21 protein-coding genes are annotated in these 25,293 nt (G+C 44.1%); 11 read left to right on the top strand and 10 right to left on the bottom strand.

What is annotated here, in order from left to right; all coding sequences use genetic code 11:
• Positions 1 to 66: 66 nt before the first annotated feature.
• Positions 67 to 939, bottom strand: coding sequence for a hypothetical protein (locus tag FW759_RS10625; RefSeq protein ID WP_446442977.1), 873 nt, complete (start codon positions 937 to 939; stop codon positions 67 to 69).
• 714 nt (positions 940 to 1,653) lie between these two features.
• Between FW759_RS10625 and guaA the strand changes: the two genes are divergently transcribed.
• Positions 1,654 to 3,264 carry a glutamine-hydrolyzing GMP synthase gene (gene guaA, locus FW759_RS10620; protein WP_131395816.1) on the top strand — a complete coding sequence of 537 codons (1,611 nt, stop codon included), beginning with the start codon at positions 1,654 to 1,656 and terminating at the stop codon, positions 3,262 to 3,264.
• A gap of 132 nt (positions 3,265 to 3,396) precedes the next feature.
• Here the strand turns inward: guaA and FW759_RS10615 are convergent, their stop codons facing one another.
• Entirely contained in the window at positions 3,397 to 3,849 is a 453-nt protein-coding gene (locus FW759_RS10615; RefSeq protein ID WP_446442976.1) for a GNAT family N-acetyltransferase, read from the bottom strand.
• 85 nt (positions 3,850 to 3,934) lie between these two features.
• Positions 3,935 to 4,384 carry a redox-sensitive transcriptional activator SoxR gene (gene soxR / locus FW759_RS10610; RefSeq protein ID WP_131395820.1) on the bottom strand — a complete coding sequence of 150 codons (450 nt, stop codon included), beginning with the start codon at positions 4,382 to 4,384 and terminating at the stop codon, positions 3,935 to 3,937.
• 104 nt (positions 4,385 to 4,488) lie between these two features.
• On the opposite strand from soxR, the gene FW759_RS10605 reads away from it, so the two are divergent.
• The 4 genes from FW759_RS10605 to FW759_RS10590 all read left to right on the top strand — a co-directional run bounded on the left by FW759_RS10605 (position 4,489) and on the right by FW759_RS10590 (position 8,338).
• Entirely contained in the window at positions 4,489 to 5,664 is a 1,176-nt protein-coding gene (locus FW759_RS10605; RefSeq protein ID WP_446442975.1) for an MFS transporter, read from the top strand.
• Between the two features lie 89 nt (positions 5,665 to 5,753).
• Complete coding sequence (locus FW759_RS10600) at positions 5,754 to 6,287, top strand: NADPH-dependent FMN reductase (RefSeq protein WP_443570715.1); 534 nt, start codon at positions 5,754 to 5,756, stop codon at positions 6,285 to 6,287.
• 265 nt (positions 6,288 to 6,552) lie between these two features.
• Positions 6,553 to 7,440, top strand: coding sequence for a sce7726 family protein (locus FW759_RS10595; protein ID WP_443570714.1), 888 nt, complete (start codon positions 6,553 to 6,555; stop codon positions 7,438 to 7,440).
• Positions 7,406 to 8,338 carry a sce7725 family protein gene (locus FW759_RS10590; RefSeq protein ID WP_446442974.1) on the top strand — a complete coding sequence of 311 codons (933 nt, stop codon included), beginning with the start codon at positions 7,406 to 7,408 and terminating at the stop codon, positions 8,336 to 8,338. Before FW759_RS10595 ends, FW759_RS10590 begins: the two co-directional genes overlap by 35 nt.
• A gap of 147 nt (positions 8,339 to 8,485) precedes the next feature.
• On the opposite strand, the gene FW759_RS10585 is transcribed toward FW759_RS10590, so the two are convergent.
• From FW759_RS10585 to FW759_RS10570, 4 genes are all read right to left on the bottom strand, one after another.
• Positions 8,486 to 9,490 (bottom strand): oxidoreductase, encoded by a 1,005-nt coding sequence (locus FW759_RS10585; RefSeq protein ID WP_446442973.1) that lies wholly within the window; start codon positions 9,488 to 9,490, stop codon positions 8,486 to 8,488.
• A gap of 152 nt (positions 9,491 to 9,642) precedes the next feature.
• Positions 9,643 to 10,620: a zinc-binding dehydrogenase gene (locus FW759_RS10580; protein WP_446442972.1), complete on the bottom strand. Its 978-nt coding sequence runs from the start codon at positions 10,618 to 10,620 to the stop codon at positions 9,643 to 9,645.
• A gap of 246 nt (positions 10,621 to 10,866) precedes the next feature.
• Positions 10,867 to 11,478 (bottom strand): GDYXXLXY domain-containing protein, encoded by a 612-nt coding sequence (locus tag FW759_RS10575; protein WP_446442971.1) that lies wholly within the window; start codon positions 11,476 to 11,478, stop codon positions 10,867 to 10,869.
• The gene (locus tag FW759_RS10570) at positions 11,475 to 13,715 is read right to left on the bottom strand and encodes a DUF4401 domain-containing protein (protein ID WP_446442970.1); all 2,241 of its coding nucleotides are present in this window, start codon (positions 13,713 to 13,715) and stop codon (positions 11,475 to 11,477) included. The genes FW759_RS10575 and FW759_RS10570 overlap by 4 nt, the downstream gene beginning before the upstream one ends.
• A 1,043-nt stretch (positions 13,716 to 14,758) precedes the next feature.
• On the opposite strand from FW759_RS10570, the gene FW759_RS10565 reads away from it, so the two are divergent.
• The 5 genes from FW759_RS10565 (at position 14,759) to oppF (ending at position 20,563) form a co-directional block, all read left to right on the top strand.
• Complete coding sequence (locus FW759_RS10565; RefSeq protein ID WP_443570751.1) at positions 14,759 to 16,429, top strand: ABC transporter substrate-binding protein; 1,671 nt, start codon at positions 14,759 to 14,761, stop codon at positions 16,427 to 16,429.
• Positions 16,430 to 16,586: 157 nt separating this feature from the next.
• On the top strand, positions 16,587 to 17,507 hold the full coding sequence (gene oppB / locus FW759_RS10560; RefSeq protein ID WP_446442969.1) for an oligopeptide ABC transporter permease OppB: 921 nt from the start codon (positions 16,587 to 16,589) through the stop codon (positions 17,505 to 17,507).
• A 32-nt stretch (positions 17,508 to 17,539) separates the two neighbouring features.
• On the top strand, positions 17,540 to 18,445 hold the full coding sequence (gene oppC, locus FW759_RS10555; RefSeq protein ID WP_446442968.1) for an oligopeptide ABC transporter permease OppC: 906 nt from the start codon (positions 17,540 to 17,542) through the stop codon (positions 18,443 to 18,445).
• A 57-nt stretch (positions 18,446 to 18,502) separates the two neighbouring features.
• The gene (gene oppD, locus FW759_RS10550; protein WP_446442967.1) at positions 18,503 to 19,528 is read left to right on the top strand and encodes an oligopeptide ABC transporter ATP-binding protein OppD; all 1,026 of its coding nucleotides are present in this window, start codon (positions 18,503 to 18,505) and stop codon (positions 19,526 to 19,528) included.
• A gap of 3 nt (positions 19,529 to 19,531) precedes the next feature.
• On the top strand, positions 19,532 to 20,563 hold the full coding sequence (oppF, locus tag FW759_RS10545) for a murein tripeptide/oligopeptide ABC transporter ATP binding protein OppF (RefSeq protein ID WP_446442966.1): 1,032 nt from the start codon (positions 19,532 to 19,534) through the stop codon (positions 20,561 to 20,563).
• A gap of 168 nt (positions 20,564 to 20,731) precedes the next feature.
• Here oppF and FW759_RS10540 read toward each other — a convergent pair whose 3' ends face one another.
• Positions 20,732 to 20,986, bottom strand: coding sequence for a DUF2798 domain-containing protein (locus tag FW759_RS10540; RefSeq protein WP_446442965.1), 255 nt, complete (start codon positions 20,984 to 20,986; stop codon positions 20,732 to 20,734).
• Between the two features lie 104 nt (positions 20,987 to 21,090).
• Positions 21,091 to 22,602 carry a right-handed parallel beta-helix repeat-containing protein gene (locus FW759_RS10535; protein WP_446442964.1) on the bottom strand — a complete coding sequence of 504 codons (1,512 nt, stop codon included), beginning with the start codon at positions 22,600 to 22,602 and terminating at the stop codon, positions 21,091 to 21,093.
• Positions 22,603 to 22,865: 263 nt separating this feature from the next.
• Between FW759_RS10535 and FW759_RS10530 the strand changes: the two genes are divergently transcribed.
• On the top strand, positions 22,866 to 23,585 hold the full coding sequence (locus tag FW759_RS10530; RefSeq protein WP_446443022.1) for an aspartate/glutamate racemase family protein: 720 nt from the start codon (positions 22,866 to 22,868) through the stop codon (positions 23,583 to 23,585).
• A gap of 93 nt (positions 23,586 to 23,678) precedes the next feature.
• On the opposite strand, the gene FW759_RS10525 is transcribed toward FW759_RS10530, so the two are convergent.
• The gene (locus tag FW759_RS10525) at positions 23,679 to 25,241 is read right to left on the bottom strand and encodes an MATE family efflux transporter (RefSeq protein WP_446442963.1); all 1,563 of its coding nucleotides are present in this window, start codon (positions 25,239 to 25,241) and stop codon (positions 23,679 to 23,681) included.
• Positions 25,242 to 25,293 lie beyond the last annotated feature (52 nt).

Genomic DNA, 25,293 nt, shown 5'->3' with positions numbered 1-25,293 from the left:
AAACCCTGCCATTGCAGGGTTTTATTGATTTCGATTAAAGGAATGCTCTCTACTTTTATAATCGGCTTATTGAGCAGACTTATAATAGTCAACCATCATCGTACCCAACGTGCCGTTTTCATCAATGGTTACTATCTTGACAGTACCCGACTGCGATGCTGTACTAGCGTTGACTTGACCAGCATTGCCTAAGACGACTTGATTTCGATTAGCCGCTTTTGTGCTGTTACCGATAGCGATGCTATTTAAACCACCTGCCATTGCCATATTACCAATCGCTACAGAAGACTCGCCTTTTGCCATGGCAGCTTCACCAACGGCAGTGGCACGCATGCCACTGGCATCAGCCAAATGACCAAACGCTTGCGCGCGTTCCCCTGTTGCTTTTGATTGCCAACCAATAGAGGTTGAGCCTAGACCCGCTGCGTTGGCTTGACCGCCGACCGCAGTGGCAGAATTCATACCAGCTTTGGCTTGGTTACCGACCGCAACCGTATCATTATTACCGCCAGCCATTGCCGCTTCACCAACGGCAGTTGCGCGTACGCCACTGGCATCGGCTAAATGACCGAACGCTTGTGCGCGCTCCCCTGTCGCTTTTGACTGCCAACCAATAGAGGTTGAGCCTAGACCGCCTGCATTTAAATCAGTGCCTGCTGCTACGGTTCCAGTGAAGGCTTCGCCGCCGACCGCAGTTGTAGAGTTGCCAGTGGCATTTGCGGCATTACCGATAGCGACGGTGTCGTTAGCACCACCAGCGACTGCGGCATTGCCACAAGCGAGTGCTGTGACACCATTACTGGTTGCGCCTCCAACAGTGCCATCATTGAGTTGACATTCAGCCGCCATGACGGTGGTGGTACTAAGAGAAGCGGCAGCGATTGCAAGGGCGAGGGTGCTGATTTTGAGAGCTGAGGGCGATAACAATTCCATTTTCATTATTTGTATCCTTTTGAGAAAGCCGTCATGGCTTTACGGTGGTTTGGTTGGATGTTGACAGAGATCATTGCGCACTTGGTATCAAGACGCTCCGACATGAGTAATCTAACAATTGACCATCTAGTAGTGCAGGTAGTGGGACTAGGTCACTTACGGGTCACATACTTAAAGGAACGATAATAGATTGGTCTAAACGCTGTCCTGCGATTAACGAACCAACCTACTGCGATATGTCAAAACATAAGCCATTTACCGCATTCAAAACTTTTTTGCTTGGAATAATGGATATTGATGGCTCATATTATTGGCAATCACTTCTTTACTGTACACGGTTATATAACAAAATTCGACTACTAATCGGGGCTTATTGTTAACAAATCCTACATAAACTAAGGGATGAGAAAAGCTATTTTGTAAGCAAAAGTTTCAAGCAAATACAGGATTAGGGAATGACTATCGTTCTCAAACACAGTTGTACCTGACCTTGATAGTAAAGATCATTAAAAATTATTCTCTAGGTTAAAAGTAGAAGAGCAAACTATTAGCAATAAAAGACCGCCTCATGAAGTGCCTAAATAGAAGATAGTTAGTACTATAAAATGTTTTTTCTTAATAAAGTGTTTGAAACACGAAATTTTGCTGAGGAAGTAACCCTGATGCGGCCTAAACTTGTTAAAATAGGGCACCAATTTATCAATTGATGGATATCGATTTATGACTACTGCTGCTGCCACTCCCACCATTAAAGAAGATCGCATCTTAATTCTCGATTTTGGCTCACAATATAGCCAGCTAATCGCTCGCCGTGTACGCGATTCTGGCGTGTTTTGTGAGATGTTACCTTATGATATCGACACCCAGCGCATCACCGAATTTGGCGCAAAAGGCGTTATCTTATCGGGTGGTCCTGAGAGCGTACATGCAGAAAATAGTCCACGTATCAATGACGCTGTATTTGAGTTAAATGTGCCAGTATTGGGTATCTGTTATGGCATGCAAGCGATGGCGGATCGCTTCGGTGGTCAGGTTCATGCCAGTGATATTCATGAGTTTGGCGCAGCGACTATTGAAGTGACAGGTCATTCGCATTTGACTGAAGGCATTGAGGACAGTAAGAGTGAGGCATCGTTAGCCAAGCTTAATGTGTGGATGAGTCACGGTGATAAAGTGATAGAAGCGCCAGAAGGTTTCGATATCATCGCCAGTACACCAAGCTGCCCAATTGCGATTATGGCCAATGATGACAAGCAGTATTATGGTCTACAGTTCCACCCTGAAGTGACGCATACCCTGCAAGGTCAAGCACTACTCAGTCGTTTTGTGCATCAAATTTGTGAGTGTGCAGGCGAGTGGACGCCAGACAACATCATCGATATGCGTGTGGCGCAGCTAAAAGAGCAAATTGGTGACAAGCAAGTATTGCTTGGTTTGTCAGGCGGCGTGGACAGCTCAGTGGTCGCAGCCATTCTGCATAAAGCCATTGGCGATCAGCTGACTTGCGTGTTTGTTGATAATGGTCTCTTGCGTCTGCATGAAGGCGATCAAGTCATGCAAGTGTTTGCCGAAAACATGGGCGTGAAAGTGATTCGCGTCGATGCCGAAGATTTGTTCTTAGATGCGCTAGCAGGCGAGTCTGACCCAGAAAAGAAACGCAAAATTATCGGTAAAACCTTCATCGACGTATTCGCCAACAGCGCACGTGAAGTGAGCGAGCAAAGCGATGGTAAAGTCGTTGAGTTCTTAGCACAAGGTACGATTTACCCAGACGTGATTGAGTCTGCCAAGTCACATCAAGGCAAAGCTCACGTCATCAAGAGCCATCACAATGTTGGCGGATTACCAGACGACTTGGCATTTGAGTTGGTCGAGCCGCTACGTGATCTCTTTAAAGACGAAGTGCGCAAATTGGGTATCACTTTAGGCTTACCAGAAAAAATGATCTATCGTCATCCGTTCCCTGGTCCAGGTTTGGGCGTGCGTATCCTTGGCGAAGTCAAAAAAGAATATGCTGATATCCTGCGTTTGGCTGATGCGATCTTTATGCAAGAGCTTGAGCGTTCAGGCTGGTATGAAAAAACCGCGCAGGCATTTGCTGTATTCCAACCAATCAAATCGGTCGGTGTGGTGGGCGATGGCCGCCGCTATGCATGGGTCATTGCGTTACGTGCGGTTGAAACAGTAGACTTTATGACGGCGCGCTTTGCGCATCTGCCATATGAGCTGATTGAAACAGTCTCAAATCGCATCATGAATGAAATCGCGGAAGTATCACGCGTGACGTACGATGTGTCGAGCAAGCCACCAGCGACGATTGAGTGGGAATAATCCTTCCTTAGACATTGTTAAATAGTTATAAAAAACGCCCACGTGATTGTGGGCTTTTTTGAATCTGAATGTTTGATAAAGCTATTAATAGCAATAAAAAATAGCGTAAGTCAGTTACCGATAGAGGAATATTTATTTTTCCAAAATCATATCAATATGTGGAATGTCATCTTCTAAATACATGTCTGACGTTTTGACAAAGCCATGTTGTGTATAAAACGCTTCTAGATACTCTTGCGCGCCAATCTCAATAGATTCATTGGGCCATAAAGACTGACAAGCTCTCAAGGCTTCTTCTAACAGTTGATGACCAATACCGCCGCTACGATGATTGGCTGAGATAGCAACACGGCCAATACTGACGGATGGATAACTCACGCCTTTTGGTAATAAACGGACGCAGGCGACAAGTTTGTCATTGTCATAACCTAACAAGTGATAAACGTCCTTTTGATGATCTTTGTCATCCAATTCAGGATATGGACATTTTTGTTCAACCACAAACACGTCCACTCTGAGTTTAAGGAGTTGGTACAGTTGGATGGTTGTTAATTCAGTGAAAGGCTTGAGCTGCCAAGTTATCATAAGGTTTCCGTCTGATTATGGATAATACTCTACTGTAGCAAGGTTGGCGTATTAGGTCATGACTCATTGTTGATTAAGACTGTGTTTATCCTGTCAGCCGCTGTGGCCCTGCGCCTTTTTCACCCAATTCATCATAAGGATTGAGCAGTTTACAACGCTCAAGTGATAGGCAACCACAGCCGATGCAGTCGCTCATCATGTCTCTCAATTCTGTCAATTGTACAATCTTGCGATCCAGCTCTCCTTGCCATCTGACGCCCAGCGCCTCCCAATCTTCAAGGGTAATGCGAGTATGATTTGGCAATTCTTGGAGTTCTAATAATATGTCTTCTAGCGAAAAACCCGTACGCTGCGCCACTTGAATCAAAGAGACGATACGAATGACGTGCTTTGGATATTGCCGATGATTTGAGACATTTCTTTGGCTTTTGATTAGCCCTTTTCTTTCGTAGAAATGTAAGGCTGATATCGATACGCCTGTCCTTTCACTAAGTACACCCACCGATATCCATTCAGGAATGAGTTTTTTTTGCATTTTTCGCTTGACCTCAACTTAGGTTTAGGTAGCAGAATAGGTGCAAATTAATATGAGTTCAAGTCAAATATATGAACACATAGCCGACTAAAAGAGAACAATCCATGAAAGCTAACGTATTAGCATCAAGCTCACTATGCTTGCTTTTGATTTCTACTTTAACCGTGATGTCCAATGCGACCATTGCACCTGCGCTACCGGGTTTGGCCAGCGAGTTTTCGGGAACGCCTTCTGCTGAGCTTTTGGTAAAAATGCTGCTACCGATACCCGCACTATTCGTGGTGATTTTTGCGCCTATCTTAGGCTGGACCGCCGATAAGTTCGGTCGTAGAAATCAGATTATTCTCTCAACCCTCATGTTTGCGATATCGGGTGCAGCAGGCGCAAAGCTGGCAGGACTGGAGGCTATCCTCATCAGTCGCGCACTCTTAGGTATCTGTGTCGCTGGTCTGATGACCGCGATCACGGCTTTGATAGCGGATTATTTTTCTGGTCAACAACGCAGTCAGTTCATGGGATTGCAACAAGCATTCTCTAATATTGGCGGCATCGTATTTATCGTCACCGCAGGATATTTGGCCAGTATTAGCGCACGCTTGCCTTTTTATATTTATGGACTCGCCATTTTTTTGGTGCCGTTGGTGTTTGTCTCTATCAAAGACAATAAACCTAGCGATACCAAAGACAATCAACCGCCAGAGGATACCGATGTGAATAGTGGCTGGAAACGAATCCTTGCAGGCTGTGCTGTTTTTCTTTTTTGTCACTTAGTCGTCTTTTATATTCTACCGACGCAAATACCGTTTTTTATGGTTGATATCGGTATTATAGACCCAAGTAAAGCTGGGTTGGCTATGGGTGCAGGCACACTTACAGCAGCGATATCCGGTGTCTTTTTTGGCAAGCTTGTCGCTAAGATTCATAGTCATGGTGTGGCGTTTGCAGGATTTATGGCCATGAGCGTGGGTATGTTGGTGCTCTCACAGGCCAGCTCTTTTGGCTTGGTCACCTTTGGGTGTGCGCTCATGGGCGTTTGTATGGGCCTTGTGATGCCAAATTTTATGGTAACAGGATTGGCGTTTGTCCCCAGTGACAAGCGGGGATTGGCGTCAGGTATACTGACAAGCAGCATTTTTATCGGACAGTTTGTATCGCCACTGGTTACGTCTGCACTTATCTCAGCACTGGCTTATAGCCATTTTTATTTGGTAATGGCGGGCTTCACGTTAGCGCTGGCAGTCGCAAGCGCCTTCATGCTAAAAGCGCAGTCCGTATCATAATATGTGGTGGTGTCGCATCACATCTAACCGCAACGCGTTTTTTACTCTCACGACAAATTAAAAATAACAACGATCATAAGGATTTTATAATGAAAGTACTAGCCTTTGGTACCAGCAACAGCAGAAATTCAATCAATCAAAAATTGGCTCGCTATAGCGCGGCGCAAATCGATGATGCCATAGATAATGTAAATGTCACTCTACTCGACATTCATGATCTTGAGATGCCAATCTTTAGCGAAGAGCGCGAAAAAGAAAGCGGTATCCCTGCTTTCGCGCATGATTTTTATCAAGCGATTGGTGAGGCGGACGCGATTGTCATCTCGTTTGCTGAATACAATGGCTCGTATACGTCTGCTTATAAAAACTTATTTGACTGGGCATCACGCATCGACATGAAGGTGTATCAAGACAAGCCAATGATTATGCTGGCCACGTCACCAGGGCCTAGCGGTGCTCAAAGCGTGCTTGCTGCGGCAGAAGGTTCAGCGCCGTTCTTTGCAGCTGATGTCAAAGGCGCACTGTCATTGCCAAACTTTTTTGATAACTTTGATGTTGAGACAGGCGTTGTCACTGATGAGGCGTTTAATCAAAAATTGAATCAGGCTATTAGTGCGCTTTAACCCTTGATCTGACTGTAAGAAGCGATAAAAAAACACTCAACTTGGTTGGATGTTTTTTTACGTTGACTAACTAGGTGTGAATAGATAAGGCATAAACCTATGTTTTTGTATATATTAACCGCTATAAAAGTATTGACTAGAATGTAACAACGAAACACTACAAGCGGCATTCAATATAATATTGTTTCTAACTTCTCAATTTGCCATTATAGAAACCTTTGAAAGTTACTATGTTAATGAATCTACTAGAAATGCGAGCTAAAAGATGAATTATAGAGAGTTAGCGAAAATATTTACAAGTTCGAATATTAACAAGGTCGCTCAAGGCGATCTTAGTAATATTTATGATGTTATCTCTAACTTTTCAACACTTAGTAGTTGCAATACACTACAAGAAGTATATGACGAATCATATAAGTTACTTTGTAAATACTATCCAAATGAATACGTAGTTAAAAATATTATCGCAAATAATATTTTGATTGGAACTCATTCTATGAATACTGCGAGTATGCTCAGTGAGCTTAGAGTTGGGTCAAATAAGGCAGACTGCGTGATTATAAATGGTTCTTCAACTTGTTATGAAATAAAAACAAAGTTTGATTCATTAAAAAGGCTTTCTGATCAGCTCTCTTCATATGTTCAAGCATTTGATCAAACGTATGTTGTAGCTCATGAGCTACATCTTGATGCAATACTTCAAATTCATTCTGAAAACCCAACATTTGGTATTATCATATCCAATGATCGTAATAGCTTAAGTAGAAAGATTATTGCGCCAAAAAATAATTCTTTTAATGCGGATGTTATGTTCCATACATTGAGAAAAGAAGAGTATACTGACATTATTCGAGAAGTTACTGGAGTGCAGCCTGACTTTCCATCTACAGAGCTGTTTCGAGAATGTAAGAAGATCTTTTGTAATCTTGAAAAGGAAGAAGCGAATAGAGAGTTTAAGAGGGTGTTAAAGAAGTATCGTCGTAATGATGATAGCTTCATCAATAAATTACCTAGATCAATGAAAAACTTAGGGATAAGTTTTAATATTAATAAAAGAGATAAAATTAATATTACGTCGTCTCTTTTAGAAAATAGTCTATTAAACAAGGAAGGAAACAATGTATTTTCCATATATGAGAGGAAAGCAAAATGAATTATCTGCTTTAATAGAGGTAATTACCGGACTACAAATAGATAAGGTTCAACCAGTTATTGAGCCTGTCAACCGCAGTACAAAGCCTCTTATAAATGCTATAAATGCTCTTAATAGTGGGGAAATTATACCTCACATTATCGTAAATCCAGAAGTAGGTCAGTTAGCCAGTGACTACCCTGACCATCTATACAGCCTTCTATCTCAAGAAAATGTAAGGTTCGTCCCTTGTATTCGTTTACACAATCAGAATATTACATCTGTGAATATATTTTTAAATAAGCTTATCAGTCATGAGCTAAAATTTTCCTTAATATTGCAGGAAGATATTATCCCATCCAATGCCAGTTCTGTTATTTCAAAAGCTATTGCAAATTTAATTATAGACCAAAGTAGATATTCTAATCAGTTTACAAACTCTTTACCTAACTGTGTAATTATCAGTAGCTCATTCCCAGCAAAAGATAAGAATGCAAATTATAGTTCTATGTCTCAGTTTTTTTCCGACGCTCATACCACTTATAATCTTCCTTTGGTTCGAAACCAAATAGGTTTTGGAGATTACTTAATCATTAGCAATGTATGGAGTACTAAGGGCGGACCAGCTTATGTTGTAGCTTTACACATTACTTATATTGAAAAAAGTAATTCAAATATGTATGTGAAGCATAGCTTGTCAGTAACGAATCCAAACAATCAAAGTGATACTGCAGGTAAATTTCAAGAAGCTCTTGATACCATGATTCAGTTTGCAAACCAAACTCCAAGTTTGGATCAAAATACTCTAGGTTTCCAACAATATATTAATCTTCACAATATCAACCATTTCCCAGGTTTAGGTATACCGAAAAAGCTAAGTATGATGCATCATATAGAAACGATAAGTAATTGCTTATAATTGATATGTCTTCAGTAGAGCCCTTTATTTGAATTGAACTAAAAGGTAAGTTGATATCATAATAAAGTTTTGACTATTTCAAAAAGTAAAAGCAGCACCTCAAAAGAAGTGCTGCCTTTATTTACATCAATACTTAAACCTAAAATCCTAACCCCGCACATTCACCACATAACGCCCAACCGTTTTACTCGCGATAAACCGATCCAAGTATTCAGGCGTTTGTGCCAATGTAATCTCTTCGCCATAGCTTTCCAGATTGGGCAGTTTCATGTCGGTGGCAACGCGCTGCCAAATCGCCTTTTTATCTTCCAGTGGGATATAGACCGAATCAATACCCAATAACGACACGGCTCTTGTGATAAATGGCATGACTGTCATTGAAAACTCAGGGGAGGCTGCCAAGCCGCAGCTGGTGACCGCGCCGCCAGCTTTGGTTTGTTTGAGCAAGTTGGCTAAGTAATCGCCGCCAATGGTATCAATCGCATTTGCCCACAGCTCACGGCCGATAGGTTTTTGTCCGATCTCATTGATGGTATCGCGATGACGGACTTCGCTTGCGCCCAGTGCTTTTAAGTGTTCGCTTTGTTCAGGTTTGCCTGAGAACGCAATCACCTCATAACCCAAGTGTTTTAAGATTGCTATACTGATGGTACCCACGCCGCCCGTGGCACCTGTAACTGCAACTGGGCCATCGCTAGGTTTTGCGCCCATTTTTTCTAGCTTTTGGATGCTTAAGGCTGCTGTCAAACCGCCTGTGCCGTATATCATCGCTTCTTTTAATGTTAACGATTCTGGACATTCTATCGCCCAGTCAGCAGGTATAGAGATTATTTGACCAAGTCCGCCTGCGGTGTCCATGCCGAGATCATAACCAAATACCACGACTTCTTGACCTTCTTCAAAAGTGCCAGACTTGTCACTAATGACGACACCAGCGGCGTCAATACCGGGTGTGTGCGGGTAGTGCTTGGTGATTCTTTTATTGCCTGATGCTGACATTGCATCTTTATAGTTAAGTGATGAATAATGCACTTCAATGAGTAGCTCGTTTTCGGGTAAGTCAGTGAGACTGCGCTCTTGGATGCTTTTGTTAAAGTTGCCATTGGCGTCTTCTTCGACGACTAAGGCGTTAAAGGTTGGTTGGTTTGACATGGTGATATCCCTATTTATTCTTTGTTATTGGTATTTATGAGTGACTGTTTGCTTATCTATTTAAGCAAAAAAAGCCCACTGTATTGTTATATGAATACCAATGGGCTCTTGCATGTGTTTTGCGTGAGTAGACTTTGACAGTCAGTGAGATATTAAGGTTTTAATAACACTTTACCGTTTTTGCTGGATTGCAAATCACCATCGACCGCCTTTTTGATATCTGCCAAATCAAACGTGGCTTCGACAGGCAGTTTTAGATTGCCATTGGTCGCGCGTTCGATCAGCTCATCAATCAAGCGTTGCTTGTTATCCACACTCATCTCTTGGCTGATTTTACTGCCCCAGAAGCCTTTGATAACTGCTTGTTTAAAGATGATATTGGTTGGGTCTAGGTTCATTGGCTTACCTGACATGATACCAAACGAGGCCAACGTGCCACCATGACCAAGCAATTCTAGTAGGTCATTACTAGACTCACCGCCGATTGAGTCAACCGCCGCGCTTATTTTGTCATCGCCCACAAGTTTACGAACTTGATCTTTCCAGTCGTCATCTGAGGTATTGATGTTATTTTTGATACCCAGCGCGTCCAGCTCTTTTATTGCGTCCGCACTACGGACGACATTGATAGTATTGATACCGCGTGCAGCAGCCAGCATCGCAAGTGATTTACCGACCGCACCATTGGCTGCATTATGAATGACCCATTGTCCTTCTTTTAACTCTAAGAACTCAATAAGCATCAAGGCACTAAGCGGCATGGCGATAAGCTGGCCTGCGATTTGATCTTCTAAGCTATCAGGAACAGCAAACACCATGTCTTTTGAGGCCACAAAGTACTCTGCCCATGTTGCTTGTACGCTGGCAGCCGCGACACGCTGACCGACTTTGACGTCTTTCACATTATCCCCAATCGCATCAACGATGCCGACGGCTTCACTACCACCAATGGCGGGCAGTTCTGGTTTAAAGCCATACTGACCGCGAATGGTGAGTAGGTCATGGTTATGGATAGAGGCCAATATGGTTTTGACTCGTACCTCATCGGCTTTTGGTTCAGGAATAGGGCTGTCGCCAAGACTTAAGACTTCGGTAGGTTTGCCAAATTTGCTATAAGTTGCGCTACGCATGGGTGTGTCCTTTTTATTTATTTTGAATGAAATAATCGTATATGACTGAATAGATTATTATTGGTTGATTATCAGCTCATTCATTATTATCAGTTCATTTATCAATGTTTAGTTATCAGCGCTCCGTCAAGAAGCGCGTTATCCGGTCACCACAGTAGCAAGTCCAGCTTATCGTTATCAGTACTTATTTGGTTAAATAAGGTTAGTCTTTGCTTACAGTTGTGAAGTAGCAGTTGCCTATTTTATTTAATTGTTAACTTTGGCTTTATCTTTATCTGTTGGGTCAATCACTTCAAATGTCTCGTTGACGAGATTGGTCAGTAGCGGATCACCCTTGTCATTGACGCGAAACAAGCCGTATTCTGCTGCTTCAAAAGCATTGGCATGACCTTCTTGAAAGAAAAAAGCATTGGTTGCAAGTTTTACTGAGCCGTTGCGCAGACGGTAACGGATAGCTTTTTCATTGGTCGCCAATGTATTGGGCTGATGACTATCTGCCAAGCGTACAAAGTGCCCGACATCATGCTCATCTAAAGCGACTATCACATAGCCCTCAGCCGATTTAGGACGGTCGCCAGTTTTATCTAATGTATCCAAAACATCACGCTCCAAGGCATAACTGAGTGTCATATAATCGCCTTGCATAAAGCCGCGTGGATCAACAGGCGCCAGTTGTAATAACACAGCATCACCACTGGCAAGATGCGTTTCATACTTCATCACATTCATACTGATAAAGGTCAAAATACCGACCAAACCCAGTATGGCAATAGTGATGGTCACTGCTCGTTTTTGCCACCATCCTAGAGCAGAGGTAGAGACGTTGCTTGCATCAGTACGTTTATGCGCATCATTCATGATAAAGGCTCCTCACTATCGGCCTGACTGGCGTTATGCTGGATGCGCGCTCCAGAGGCGGATAAGCCGTGAGCACTATAGCGTTTGACCAACACCCAACGCAGCAGCAACAGCACGAGACCGACCACCAGCACGGAGACAGATTTGACCAGTAAAGACGTATTGAGTTGGTAGTAGTACCAAAATACATAACAAACCAAGGCGAACACGCCAATACCTAACAGAGTGCGTTTGATATTGGCCATGGCAATTATGATAATCAAACTGGTGGCCAGTAAGCCTGTAACATAGGTCGATACAATACCCAAGACAATGACAGCGCTGCCAGTTATCAGCCCTACGGCAGAGTGCCATTGGACACGGTAACGCTTCAAAATGAGGTAGGCGGCATATAGGCTGGCGAGTGTGAGCAGTCCTTGTGCCCAGTAGTAATGATAACGAAACAGCCCGTCGTTATTATCAGAGCCATAGCGGTACTCGTCGACAATGAAATAGACAGAAATGAATAAAAGCATGAGCGCACTGCCATAACCAATGGCTTTTATCACCTCAGAGCTTACTAAATGCCACCGAGCTGGAATGCGTTGCAATAACCGATAGCGCTGTAAATGACTGACAATTGCAATCAATGCCAATAGACCCAAACTGACTTCGGGTAGCGCGTAATAACCGAGTAAAAAAACCATGCAGCCAAACACCACTAAGCTCCCAATCAATCGATACATAAAGCTTGGCACGATAAAGATCAAAGCACTTTGTAGCAATAAAAATACCCACACATCGAGTGGATGACTGATGCCACTTTCGCTCAAGCCATACACCACGTATGACTGACCTGCCACGCTGATCATAAAAGCTAAACTGCTCAAAAACATGCTGCGCCGCTGGTGTTCATATTTAAATGCGATCAAGCCACACACATTTAACAACAGCCCAATCATGCCTATCATCATTGCATTGTCTAACGCGCCAGTACTTTCTAATATTAAGGTCAAAAAACCAATAAAAAACAGGCTGGCTAACAGCCCACTAAAGCTAAAAAGAATCTGTACAAACCAAGGCGTATCCTCTTGATCATGACCATTGCCAAGGTTGGTTTCACTATTTTTATCAATTGCACTTCTATCAGTCGCATTGACCTCAACCGATTCGTTAACCATGTCACTTGTCGTAGTGCGCTTATGACTTAAACGAGCCGCTTTACGTAGCCAAACAACGGCCGCTGAACTCATGCCAACCAATAGCAGCGCTAACATTAAAAAACCACTGCTATTAGTGTTTTCTAATAAAAATCTACCTGCCCAACACATCACCACGATAATGGCAGAGCCACTGACATAGGTCAGCATCAATACATCAACACGGTATCGGTAAAATCGCCACACCATAAAGCCACACCAAATGGCCCATAGCGATAATAAAATAATGGGTATCTTGAAATTACCGTTGTCAAAAATGGTGAAGATGGCGAGGTGAGTGATGGCGTAGGTACTTAATAGACCCACCACATAAGTGCTCCAGTGCAAACCAGCTCTAGTCTGATTTTGTGTATGAGCGGCGGTAGGAGACGGAGTGTCTATATCTGCATTGGCAGAAGTTGTTTGAGAGGGGCTTTTGTGATCAATAAAAAATAGCCAGAGATTCAGTGCGACAAAATTAATGACGGCCAGCGCGCCTATTTCTATCACGCCTTGGTATACATTATCGTTGAACAAAAAACCAGTCACGTCTAAATAGGACAATAGGCAGGCATTCAGCAGACCCAACCATAACAGCCACAGCGCAGGGAAACGAGCAATCACGGCCCACGGCGTAATCAATAGCGCCCATACGAAAAACAGTTGCCATGTGTCTGCGCCTGTCTGATAAGTCTGTCCAAACAAAGCCAGTAAGCTGCCAGTAATGATACTGGCAATGAGCAAAAGCAGTTGACGAATGAGGAGAAATTGTCGCCTAACACACAAGCCAACGTATAGGGTAATGGTTATAACCAGTGCGCCTTCGACCAACGCAAACTTACCCATTTTGCCCATGTCTAACCAGTTATAAGCGATAAAGAAAACAAGGGCTAACGCCAGTGCGACTGATCCAATCACCAGCAGCGTTTTATCAAAAAAAGCAAGCCATGTCTGCTTGGTGGGGTAGACGTCAAAGTGGGCAGCCGTATCATTGGGGCGTTCGATAGGAGAGGTATCGTGTTTAAGCGAATGCTCAGTCGTGCGCTGTGGGTGATTCATAGCACGCTCTCATTAAAAACAGTGTAAAGACTATCTTATCAAAACTACCAGCTTAACCCAGTCATTTATCGACAATCCTCTTAGTATTATTGTAGCGTTTTTAAGACAGCTCAATTCGATACAGTCTTGGCAAAAATAGTTACAAGATGATGAAACGATAGGGACTCATTTCGTTACTGACCTTGTTCAACAGAAAACTGCTGATGACGCTATTGCCTCCAAATACTTTTTTAACGTTTATTTTTGCCACAGTTTTATCCAAGTCTTACAAAAATAAATGACAGAAAAAAATAAAATATTGAGAGGGTTTTATCACAGAAAATAAGTTTGACGATAGATACCACCGTCACAGGATTGGCGGACAACTATATTCAACGGTCTTTTACGACCAGTGATTAGTTATTAAAAACAATATTGTAAGTGGAAATTACCATATTTTTTTGTGCGTTTTGCTCGATACCTTATAAATACAGACCTTGCGAATCATAACCGTTGGCTAAAATCATAAAGCAAGTCGTATCAAACAGAGAGATATAAACGGTATGTTTATGACGATAAAAGGTTATAAATACAATAAAAAACTTCTGTTATTACTGGATTTTTACTCAATTTTCAGCCATCAAAAAAACTTATTTTTAGATATTTTTCGCACTTATGTTCAATCTGAGCATATTGAAAATTGTTGACATTGATACTGTTTTTTATTACTAATGGTTATCCATAATGTTACTAATAATTATCCAAAGTCATCTCTATTACCATAATTAAGTCTCAATTTCGTTCCAAGATTTATACTTCAACGGTCGAATAAAGCGACGAGTGGTATAAATATTGAGAATTAGTTTGTGCTCAGATCTAACGCCTTCAAGCCTATCAGACCGCGATTTCAGGAGCACTGCAGCATTGGTTGCTGTGACGATGATTGCTGTGAGCGTGGTTAGAGTATGAATAGAGTGGATAAGTATCAGCATACGGATAAATTAAATGGACTTACTACAACTCAGTAAATCCGCCCAGCCACTTACCTGCTAGGATATTACATGATGCGCCCTTCCAACCACCTTCTGACGTCTGTGTTTTTACCCACTTCTCTTGTACTGGCCATGTTTATGACAGGCTGTAGCAACAACTCTACAAGTGATGGCACTGCCAGCCAATCTTCAAATATCGATCCAAACGTATTGGCCGACACTCAAGAATTGGTTGTCAATAACGCTGCCGAGCCAGAGTCGCTTGATCCACACAAAGTCTCTGGCGTCCCTGAAGCAGGTATCGACCGTCAGATGTTTGAAGGGCTGACCAATACGGATGCGGATGGCAAAACCATTCCGGGTATGGCGACAAGTTGGGAGAGTTCAGACAACAAAGTGTGGACGTTTAAGCTGCGTGATGCCAAGTGGTCAAATGGTGATCCTGTGACCGCAGAGGATTTTGTTTATAGCCTGCGCCGTCTGGTCGATCCAAATACCGCTTCTCCTTATTCGAGCTATTTGGTCGATGCCAAGATTGTGGGCGCTGAGCAAATCGTTGAGGGTAAAGCGGGTATAGACACCCTTGGCGTAGAAGCACTAGATGACAAAACTCTGCAAGTGACTTTATCAGAGCCTGTGCCTTATTTCCCAGACATGATGATTCACAACTCGGTCAAGCCCGTCCACCAAAAAACGATCGAAGCGTTTGGTGATAAATGGACAGACCCTGCCAATATCGTGGTCAATGGTCCTTATAAAGTCAGCAAATGGCAGGTCAATGATCAAATCGTCCTAACGCGTAACCCTGCTTATTACGATGACGCCAATACCAAAATTGATACTGTCACGATGCTCGCGATTCCTTCTAGTACCACCGATGTGGCGCGCTATCAGGCAGGCGAGGTCGATATGACCTACAACGAAATCCCAACTGAGCAATTTGCGTCTCTCAAAGAGCAGCTTGGTGATGAGCTAACCGTCTCTCCTTATCTGTGTACTTACTATTATGAATTTAACAATGTCAAACCGCCATTTGATGATGTCAAAGTGCGCCGTGCGCTCGCCTTGGCATTAGATCGTGACACGGTGGTCGATAAGGTCATCGGCCAAGGGCAAACAGCGGCGTATCAGCTCACACCGACCGCGACTAATGGCGGTGTAAAAAACATGCCAGAGTGGGCAACATGGGATAAAGAGAAGCGTCTGGCAGAAGCCAAAAAACTGCTGAATGAAGCAGGCTATAGCGAAAGCAATCCACTGACATTTGAGCTGCTGTACAACACCAATGATCTTCATAAGAAAACGGCCCTTGCCGTCGCCTCGCTATGGAAACAATCGCTTGGCTTCGTGGATGTCAACTTGATCAATAAAGAATGGAAAACCTACCTCGATACTCGCCGTAATGGTAACTATCAAATCGCGCGCGCGGGTTGGTGTGGTGATTACAACGAGGCCTCAACTTTCTTGAACATCGTAAAAACAGGTAATAGTAACAACCACGGCAAATACTCCAATGCCAACTTTGATAGCCTGATGGCACAAACGCTAAAACCAGGTGTGACGCCCGAGCAGCGCGTTGATTTATACAACAAAGCCGAGGCTCAGCTGGACAAAGACATGCCTTTATTGAATGTTTATCACTATGTTAGCCCTCGTTTGGTTAAGCCTTATGTTATTGGTTTCCCAATGAAAGATGCCCTAAATAACTGGCAAGCAAAAGATTTATCCATTGCTAAACACTGATAGATCAAGAGTTTAAAAGTGAGTGCGATGATTGAGACCTCGGCTGACTCATCGCACTCACTGCTATTGCCAGTAAGCCATCATGGCGTGTTAAATCTGCTGTATCTTTCTAGCTTTTATTGAGCCTAGAAGCCAGCATTTCCATAGAAGAGGTATTATGTTAAAACTGATTTTTCGGCGTATTCTAGAGGCCATCCCGACCTTATTTGTTTTGATAACCGTCTCCTTTTTTATGATGCGCTTAGCACCAGGCAATCCTTTCTCAGGCGAGCGTACCTTATCCCCGGCCGTACTGGCCAATATTGAAGCCAAATACAATCTTAATGATCCTCTTTGGTTACAGTATATCCATTATCTGGGACAACTTGCTGTTGGCGACTTTGGACCTTCCTTTAAATATAAAGACTATACGGTCAATGAGCTATTGTCACAGTCATTTCCAGTGTCGATGGAGCTTGGGGTTTATGCGTTTATCTTAGCATTGGTCTTAGGGTTGATTTTTGGAGTAATCGCAGCGCTTAAGCAAAACTCATGGATAGATTATGTGCTCATGGCATTTGCGATGACGGGGGTTGTGATTCCAAGCTTTGTTAAAGCCCCATTATTGGTGCTCATTTTTGCAATCATTTTACACTGGCTACCAGCTGGTGGTTGGAATGATGGCGCGTTACAAAACCTTATCTTACCCGTCACAGCCTTGGCACTGGCATATACCGCCAGTATCGCGCGTATCATGCGCGGGTCGATGATTGAGGTGATGAACAGCCAGTATATTCGAACAGCGAGAGCCAAGGGCTTACCGATGCGCCAGATCATTATGAAGCATGCGCTGAGGCCCGCTATGTTACCTGTGATTTCCTATCTAGGCCCCGCCTTCGTCGGTATTATTACTGGTTCTATTGTGATTGAGACCATTTTTGGTTTGCCAGGTATCGGGCAGCTATTCGTGAATGGCGCACTTAACCGTGATTATGGCGTGGTGCTTAGCTTGACGATTTTGGTGGGTGTACTGACCATTACGTTCAATGCCATTGTCGATATTTTATACGCCGTGATTGATCCAAAAATTCAGTATTAATCATTACTTAAGTAGATATTACAAGGACCACTATGAGCCTTATTGTAGACCAGCCCACCGACGTTATCCTGTCGCCAGCTAAAGAGATTAAAGGTCGGAGTCTTTGGCAAGATGCGTGGCGACGTTTTTATCAAAACAAGGCGGCTGTTGCCAGTTTCTTTATCTTATTACTGATTGGTGCTTTTGTCCTATTTGTCCCTTTGTTTGCTCCTTTTGGCTATGCGGAAACCGACTGGAACTTTATGCAAGCGGCGCCTTCTATCGAAAATAAGCATTACTTTGGTACCGATTCACTTGGTCGCGATTTATTGGTTCGTACCGCTGTTGGTGGCCGCATCTCCTTGATGGTCGGCATTGCTGGAGCGACAGTTGCTGTACTTTTCGGTACGGTCTATGGCGCAACGTCAGGGTATCTTGGCGGCAAAGTTGACATGGTGATGATGCGGTTTTTGGAAATTTTAAGCGCCTTTCCGTTTATGTTTTTTGTGATTTTATTGGTCACGATCTTTGGACGTAACTTAATCTTGATTTTTGTCGCTATCGGACTGGTGTCTTGGTTGGATGTCGCTCGAATTGTCCGTGGTCAGACACTCAGCCTTAAAAGCAAAGAGTTTATTGAAGCGGCTCACGTGGGCGGCGTCTCAGGCTTTAATATTATCAAGCGCCATATCGTGCCTAACGTACTTGGTGTGGTGGTGATTTATGCCTCATTACTGGTACCGACGATGATTTTATTCGAGTCGTTTTTGAGCTTTTTGGGACTGGGCGTACAAGAACCGATGACCAGCTGGGGTGCCCTGCTGCAAGAAGGCTCTCGCACCATGCAAGTGGCGCCTTGGCAGATTTTGATTCCGTCGGCTTTTTTGGTCGTGACTTTATTTTGCTTTAACTTTATTGGCGACGGTCTACGTGATGCGTTTGACCCTAAAGACCGCTAGGAGAGTGACATCGTGGTAACTAAAGAATTCAGTAACACTACTAATGACAGTCTCATTATGCCTTCTAATACCCTATTGGAAGTGAAAGACTTAGCCGTTCAGTTTAAGACCGAAGATGGTCTGGTGACCGCGGTAAATGGGTTAAACTTTGATTTACATGAGGGCGAAACTTTAGGCATCGTTGGCGAATCAGGCTCTGGTAAGTCGCAGACCGCTTTTGCCATTATGGGACTATTAGCGAAAAATGGTCTTGCTAAAGGGTCAGTGCGCTTTCAAGGTAATGAGTTACTCAGCTTGTCGCAAAAGGCGTTGAACAAAATCCGTGCTGAGCAAGTGGCGATGATTTTTCAAGACCCCATGACCTCACTCAATCCCTATATGAAGATAGGCGATCAGCTCGCTGAAGTACTGACCCTGCATAAAGGGATGAATAAAAAGGAGGCATGGGCAGAGTCGATACGTATGCTAGATGCGGTCAAAATCCCCGAGGCCAAAAAACGCATTGGCATGTATCCGCATGAGTTCTCAGGCGGTATGCGTCAGCGGGTGATGATTGCGATGGCATTGCTCTGTCGCCCTAAATTATTAATTGCTGATGAGCCGACCACCGCACTTGATGTGACGGTTCAAGCGCAAATCATGGTGTTATTGAACGAGCTAAAACGCGACTTCGGTACGACTATTATTATGATTACCCATGATTTGGGCGTAGTAGCGGGTATCTGTGATCGTGTCCTTGTGATGTATGCCGGTCGCACGATGGCTTATGGCGAGACGGAGGAGATTTTTTATACCCCGACCCATCCATATACCATCGGGTTATTAAAAGCCATTCCGCGTCTGGATAACGAGATGGGCAAGCTTGAGACGATTCCTGGCAGTCCGCCAAACTTACTGGACTTGCCTGCAGGCTGTCCTTTTTACGAGCGCTGCCCTCATGCGATGGATATCTGCCGTGATACGCCGCCGCCACTTGAGTTTTTGCCGCACGACCGTCAGCGCGCTTGTCATTGGCACCCTGAAATGAAATTAGATACCTTGACGGATATCGATGCCAATCATCCATCAGAGATAGAGGGGTAGACGATGATGACACAGATTACTAATAGCAGCGCAAGCCAGCCTAAAACACCGTTACTCAAAGTACGGGATGTCCATACCACGTTTAATATCAAACAAAAAGGCACTTACTTTTGGCAAAAGCCTGCGACGTTAAAAGCCGTCAATGGTGTCTCGTTTGAGATATTTGCTGGTGAAACCTTGGGCGTGGTAGGCGAGTCAGGCTGCGGCAAATCGACCCTTGCTCGTACTATCGTGGGTTTGATCGAAGCCAACTCTGGTAGCATCTTGTTCAATGAAGAAGAGCTAGTAGGGGCGTCCAAAAAAACCATGAGAATGAAGCGCAAAGACATTCAAATGATTTTTCAAGATCCGCTCGCCTCATTGAATCCGCGCATGACAGTGGGCGATATCATTGCCGAACCGCTACGTACTTATTATCCCAAAATGAAAAAAGGTGATGTACAAAGCGAAGTACGCGAGATCATGAAAAAGGTGGGACTGCTGCCTAATCAGATCAACCGATACCCGCACGAGTTTTCAGGCGGACAGTGTCAGCGCATTGGCATTGCCCGCGCCTTGATTTTAAAACCCAAAATCATTATCTGTGATGAGCCAGTCTCGGCTCTTGATGTCTCTATTCAGGCGCAGGTCATCAATTTGTTGCAAGATATCCAAGAGGAGATGGGACTCGCGCTTATCTTTATTGCCCACGATCTGTCGGTGATTAAGCATATCGCGGATCGAGTACTGGTCATGTATTTGGGCAATGCCGTCGAGCTTGGGGTCAATAAAGCTGTGTACGGTAAGCCGACTCATCCTTATACCCAAGCCTTGATGTCGGCTGTGCCACTACCAGACCCTATTGCTGAGCGTAATAAAACCATTCAGCTATTAGAAGGCGATCTACCAAGTCCGATAAATCCGCCTTCAGGTTGCGTGTTTCGAACCCGCTGCCCATTAGCCGATGAAGAATGTGCCCAGATCAAACCTGTGCTAGAAGGTCATATCAATCATCGTGTGGCTTGTCTGAAAAACAAGGTTGAGGTGGTATCGTAAGCTAGTAGGCGTTTAAAAATAGAAGGATTAGGAGCCGTTTATAGTCTATTTATTTCAAAAAAAGTGCAGTTCTACTGGGGTAAAAATAGACAAGGATTTTTAACAATACCAAAGGTGAATAAAATCATCTTTGGTATTTTTTTCGTTATAGGCTTAAAAAACAGTTTTTTAATAAAACTCAATACGACTGAGCACATGTTCTTGAATCATGTAGGCGCAGATATAGGCGCTCGGCCAAGCGACTAAAAAGGCGTATTTCCAAGCATGAAACAGCGTGACAAAGAAGTGATCGACAAACCCAACATTAATGAGCAGCAATGCGGTTGAGATAATAGCCGACATCAGTAGCGCCATTAAAAAGGTAAAAATCAAGCGATAGTATTTGCGGCGTGTGCGTATTCTGATGGTAGGTATTTTAGTCATAGATTGGCTTAACTCGGTAATAACAGGTCAGTAATAGAAACCAGCTAAATTACAACCAGACTCAAATATTCATTTGAGCCTAGGGCATAGTCAGTATTTATACTCTACTTGCATTGTAGCAATACTGCACAGTTTTCAAAAGCTGTACTACTAGTAAACTCTTTGCTGCCTAGTACCCATATTAAGGATAAATTGCTGCTTTGTGGGAGGTAACGGTTATTGTCAAAGCTGACTTCGCCGCGATCAAGCTGATTGGCAACGATCATATAGCGCGAGGGCGAACTGGTAAATGTATTATCCTTAATATCTAACTTTTGAATATTAAATTGCAGTAGCAGTTGCCCACCTTGTTGCTTACCAAGATCATTGTTAGTGACGGTATTATTAATAAGGGTGATTTGTCTGACGCCGCCACGTTGCTCATCATAGCCACCGACTGCGAGACCAGCATAGCTGCTATCGGTGACAGTATTGCCCTCTACCCAGACCTCTTCTGTTATCTTTTGGAAGTGTTCACTGGCGACTTCGATACCAATATCATTGCCAGTCACGGTATTGTTTTGAATAAATACTTGTTTGCCACCATCGACATAGATACCACCCGCTGAAGGATCATCACCTTTGTAACCGGGATTGCCAACGATGCTATTGCGCGTGACCGTATTGCCGATGATATCGCCTCGTCTGGCATAGTCGTTATCGGTCTCTGCTGTTCCTTCAAAACCAATGATGTCGATACCAATATTATCGTTGTTATTGACTTGGTTATGGTTCACTTCAAAGTTAGTCACATCCCCATTGAGTACGATCGCTTCACTACGACCTAAGGTGAGGTTTTCGACTCGATTGTTATTTATTTGAATATCTCTAATAGGCTGAGTACCGTACACCGCAATGCCATGCGCATTGCCGTTCTCATTCTTAACGCGTGTGCCTAGATTATGAATATAGTTGTTTTCGATGAGGATATTATGGCTACTACCTGTCACATAAATAGCAGTGGGCGTAACCTGATCGCTGGTTGTCCAGAAGTTAGTAAATTCTAAACCGCGAATGATCACATAAGCTTGGTTTTCGACATGAAACAGATGCTCATCATCAGTGCTTGGTGTGTCTGTGATGACTACTTTTGCGGATGGCATTGGCTCAAAAATAATAGGCTGCGCCAGTGTGCCAGAGTTTTCAATATAGACAGGCCCTTTATAAGTACCGGCGGCAATGTGAACCGTCGTACCAGCGGTAGCGAGATCTGCGGCTCTTTGTAATGTCAGTACTGGCGAGTTAGCACTACCTGTTGCCGTATCGCTACCCGTTGTCGCCACGTAGATATGTTTACGCGTACTGTCATCGAGCGTTACATCATCAAGGGCTGAGCTGCGATCATAAAATGCTTGGCTATTAGATGTCGGTGGTACTGTTTCAGGCGGTGTCGGGATATTTGGTATTGCGGGCGTGGCTGGTTCAGAAGTAGCAGGAGGCGTTGAAGCGTTTGAGTCTGTATCTGAGTCGCCACCACCGCAAGCAGGCAATACAATCACTACGGATGCAAGTAATCCAATAGGCAATAGCATGGATGAACGAATCTTTGAATACAGCGTTGACTGACGAGTCTTCATAGTACTTCCTAATAGTAGGATATAAGCTATCGATGAACAAAAAAATAGATAAGTCCGAAGTGATCTTTGCTATAGCGGTTATAAAAATTGTCTTAAAAATGATTTATATCATATAACGATTTTTGCTACGATTGAATGACTTTTTACGCTTACGCGTTTGTCTCTAGTCCGTTTAGATGACCATTGATTGAATTGAGGACACCTCTTAATAAGGAAGAAAAATGCCTAACCAGAATCCGCAACACTCATCCTCCCAGCAAATTATGCCTCAATACAGTACTCAAAGAGCGCTTGGCATTATCGGTGGCATGAGCTGGGAGAGTACCGAGAGCTACTATCGTCTGATTAATGAAGGCGTCAAAGCCAAGCTGGGTGGATTGCATTCAGCAGATTTGCTCATACACAGTGTCGATTTTGGCCCTATCAATACGTTGCAAGAAACGGGAGATTGGGAAGCACTGGGCACGATGATGGCGAGTAGTGGTAAACGCTTGCAAGCGGCTGGCGCGCAAGGAATCATGATCGCTTCTAACACCATGCACAAATTATTCGACGATGTGCAATCAGCCACAGACCTGCCATTGATTCATATCGCAGACGCCACTATCGATGCCATCAAAGCACAAAATCTCACCAAAATAGCGCTACTCGGCACGCAGTTTACGATGACCCAAGATTTTTATAAGCAGCGTCTGATTGATGCAGGCCTGCAAGTATTGATACCTGCCGAGGACGAACGTGCCGAAGTACATCGTGTTATAAAAGAAGAGCTGTGCGTCGGTGAGTTCAAAGCCAGCTCACGGGTATATTATCGTCAAGTGGTTGAAGCTTTAGCGGCGCAAGGAGCAGAAGGTGTGATATTAGGCTGTACTGAGATTGGTCTACTCATCACTCAAGCAGACAGCCCAATCTCAGTGTTTGATACCACCGCCATTCATGCCACCGCTGCGGTAGATTTTTTATTGTCTGATACAGGGCTTTAGTATATGCAGCAATAAGTCGAGATTATATACAGCTTACTCCTTATACCAATGAACCAGAGCCTTCAAGCTAAGCATGTATATATCGCGCCATTGTCATTTATTATTCTTTATCATACGGTGTCTATAAAGTCGTCTGCGAAGTCGTCGATGTAACCTTGTGATACGGCGTAACGGGAGCAGCTTCCACACAGTCGTTGGTGCGATATCTCGGCACGACGCAGAGGTGCCACCATGCACGCGATAGCCTTCACTGCCTTGAGCAGCCTCTTCTGCGACCAGTTTTTTACCCTTGCGCCATCCGCCATGTACATATAGTCCTGCCCCCATCAGCGCGGTGGCTACCATGCCTGCTGGGAACGACAGCCACAGTGCGTCGTCCCCAAGGAGTGGGTAAAGCCCGAACGCAAATCCAAGGCGCACGGGGTACATCGAAATCGCCATAACGATCAATGGCCAAATCACATAGCCGTTCGCCCGCATGGTGCCAAACAGCACTTGCGCTATCCCAAAAAAGACGAAACCCCATGTTGCCATTAACTGAATGTGTTCTCCAATTGGCAACGCCTCGCTATCACTACCGAGGAAAAAGCCCAAAATAGTGCCATCAAAAATCGTCAGCACCGCGATAATTGCACCGGTCAATATCACGTTAAAAATGAGTCCCCATCGCGTGATGTCTGAGACTCTACTCCATTTATTAGCACCGATATTTTGTGCAACCATCGCACTGGCGGCGGCACTGAGCGCCATCGCTGGCATCTGCACGTATGTCCACAGCTGCTGGGTGGCACTGTAAGCGGCGGTCGTCTGTACCCCTTCGCGGTTGATCAGTGACAGCATGGTCAACGCTGCCGAAGAGATAACGATCATTTGCAGACCCATCGGCAACCCTTTTGAAAACATTGACTTTAAGATTTCTCGGTCTGCACGTAAAAAGCGCAGCTCTGGCATCTTAAGTGTCAGCACAGAGCCACGCAGGTACATGGTGATCACCATGCCAATAAGTGCTAGCGTGTTTGCGGTGGCGGTTGCGAAGGCTGCGCCAAATATACCCCACTCGGGAAAGGGGCCTAGACCCAAAATCAATGTCGGTGTCAAAATTACATCAAAAATCACCGATATAATGATAAACCAAAGCGGCGTCGTAGAATCGCCTGTCCCACGCAGTGCCATCATGATCAGCGTAAACGTGAGTGTGACAGGCATTGCAACGAAAATCATGCGTAGATAGGTCAGAGCAAGATCTACTGCACTGGCTGGCGTGCCAAGCAAATCCAGTAGCATTGGCGCAAATAGCCACCCTACTGCCGACACCACTATACTGATCGGAATAATGCTGCCGAGTGCCGTTCCCATGGTTCTTTTAACCATAGTCTCGTCACGGCGACCCATGGCTTGACCAATCAAAATAGTAGACGCCATACCAAAACCAAAAACAAAGGAGATGAGTATAAACATCAAAATGTTGCCGTTCGCTGTCGCGGCGAGCGCCTCTTCCCCTAAAAACCGCCCCACCCAGACAGCATTGATTGAGCCGTTTAACGACTGTAGCGCTGATGATCCAAGTGTTGGCAAAGCAAATAGGAGCATCGTTTTGGCAATTGACCCTTCAGTGAGGTCACGCCGTTTATCAGTGGCAATACTGGTGTCGCTCAATGTCTTTCCTTTTGCACCGTTCAATTGGGCCTCGGTTTATTATAAGAATGCG

The sequence above is a fragment of the Psychrobacter sp. 1176_08 genome (assembly GCF_052850615.1).
This window is presented reverse-complemented; position numbering and strand designations above follow the sequence as displayed.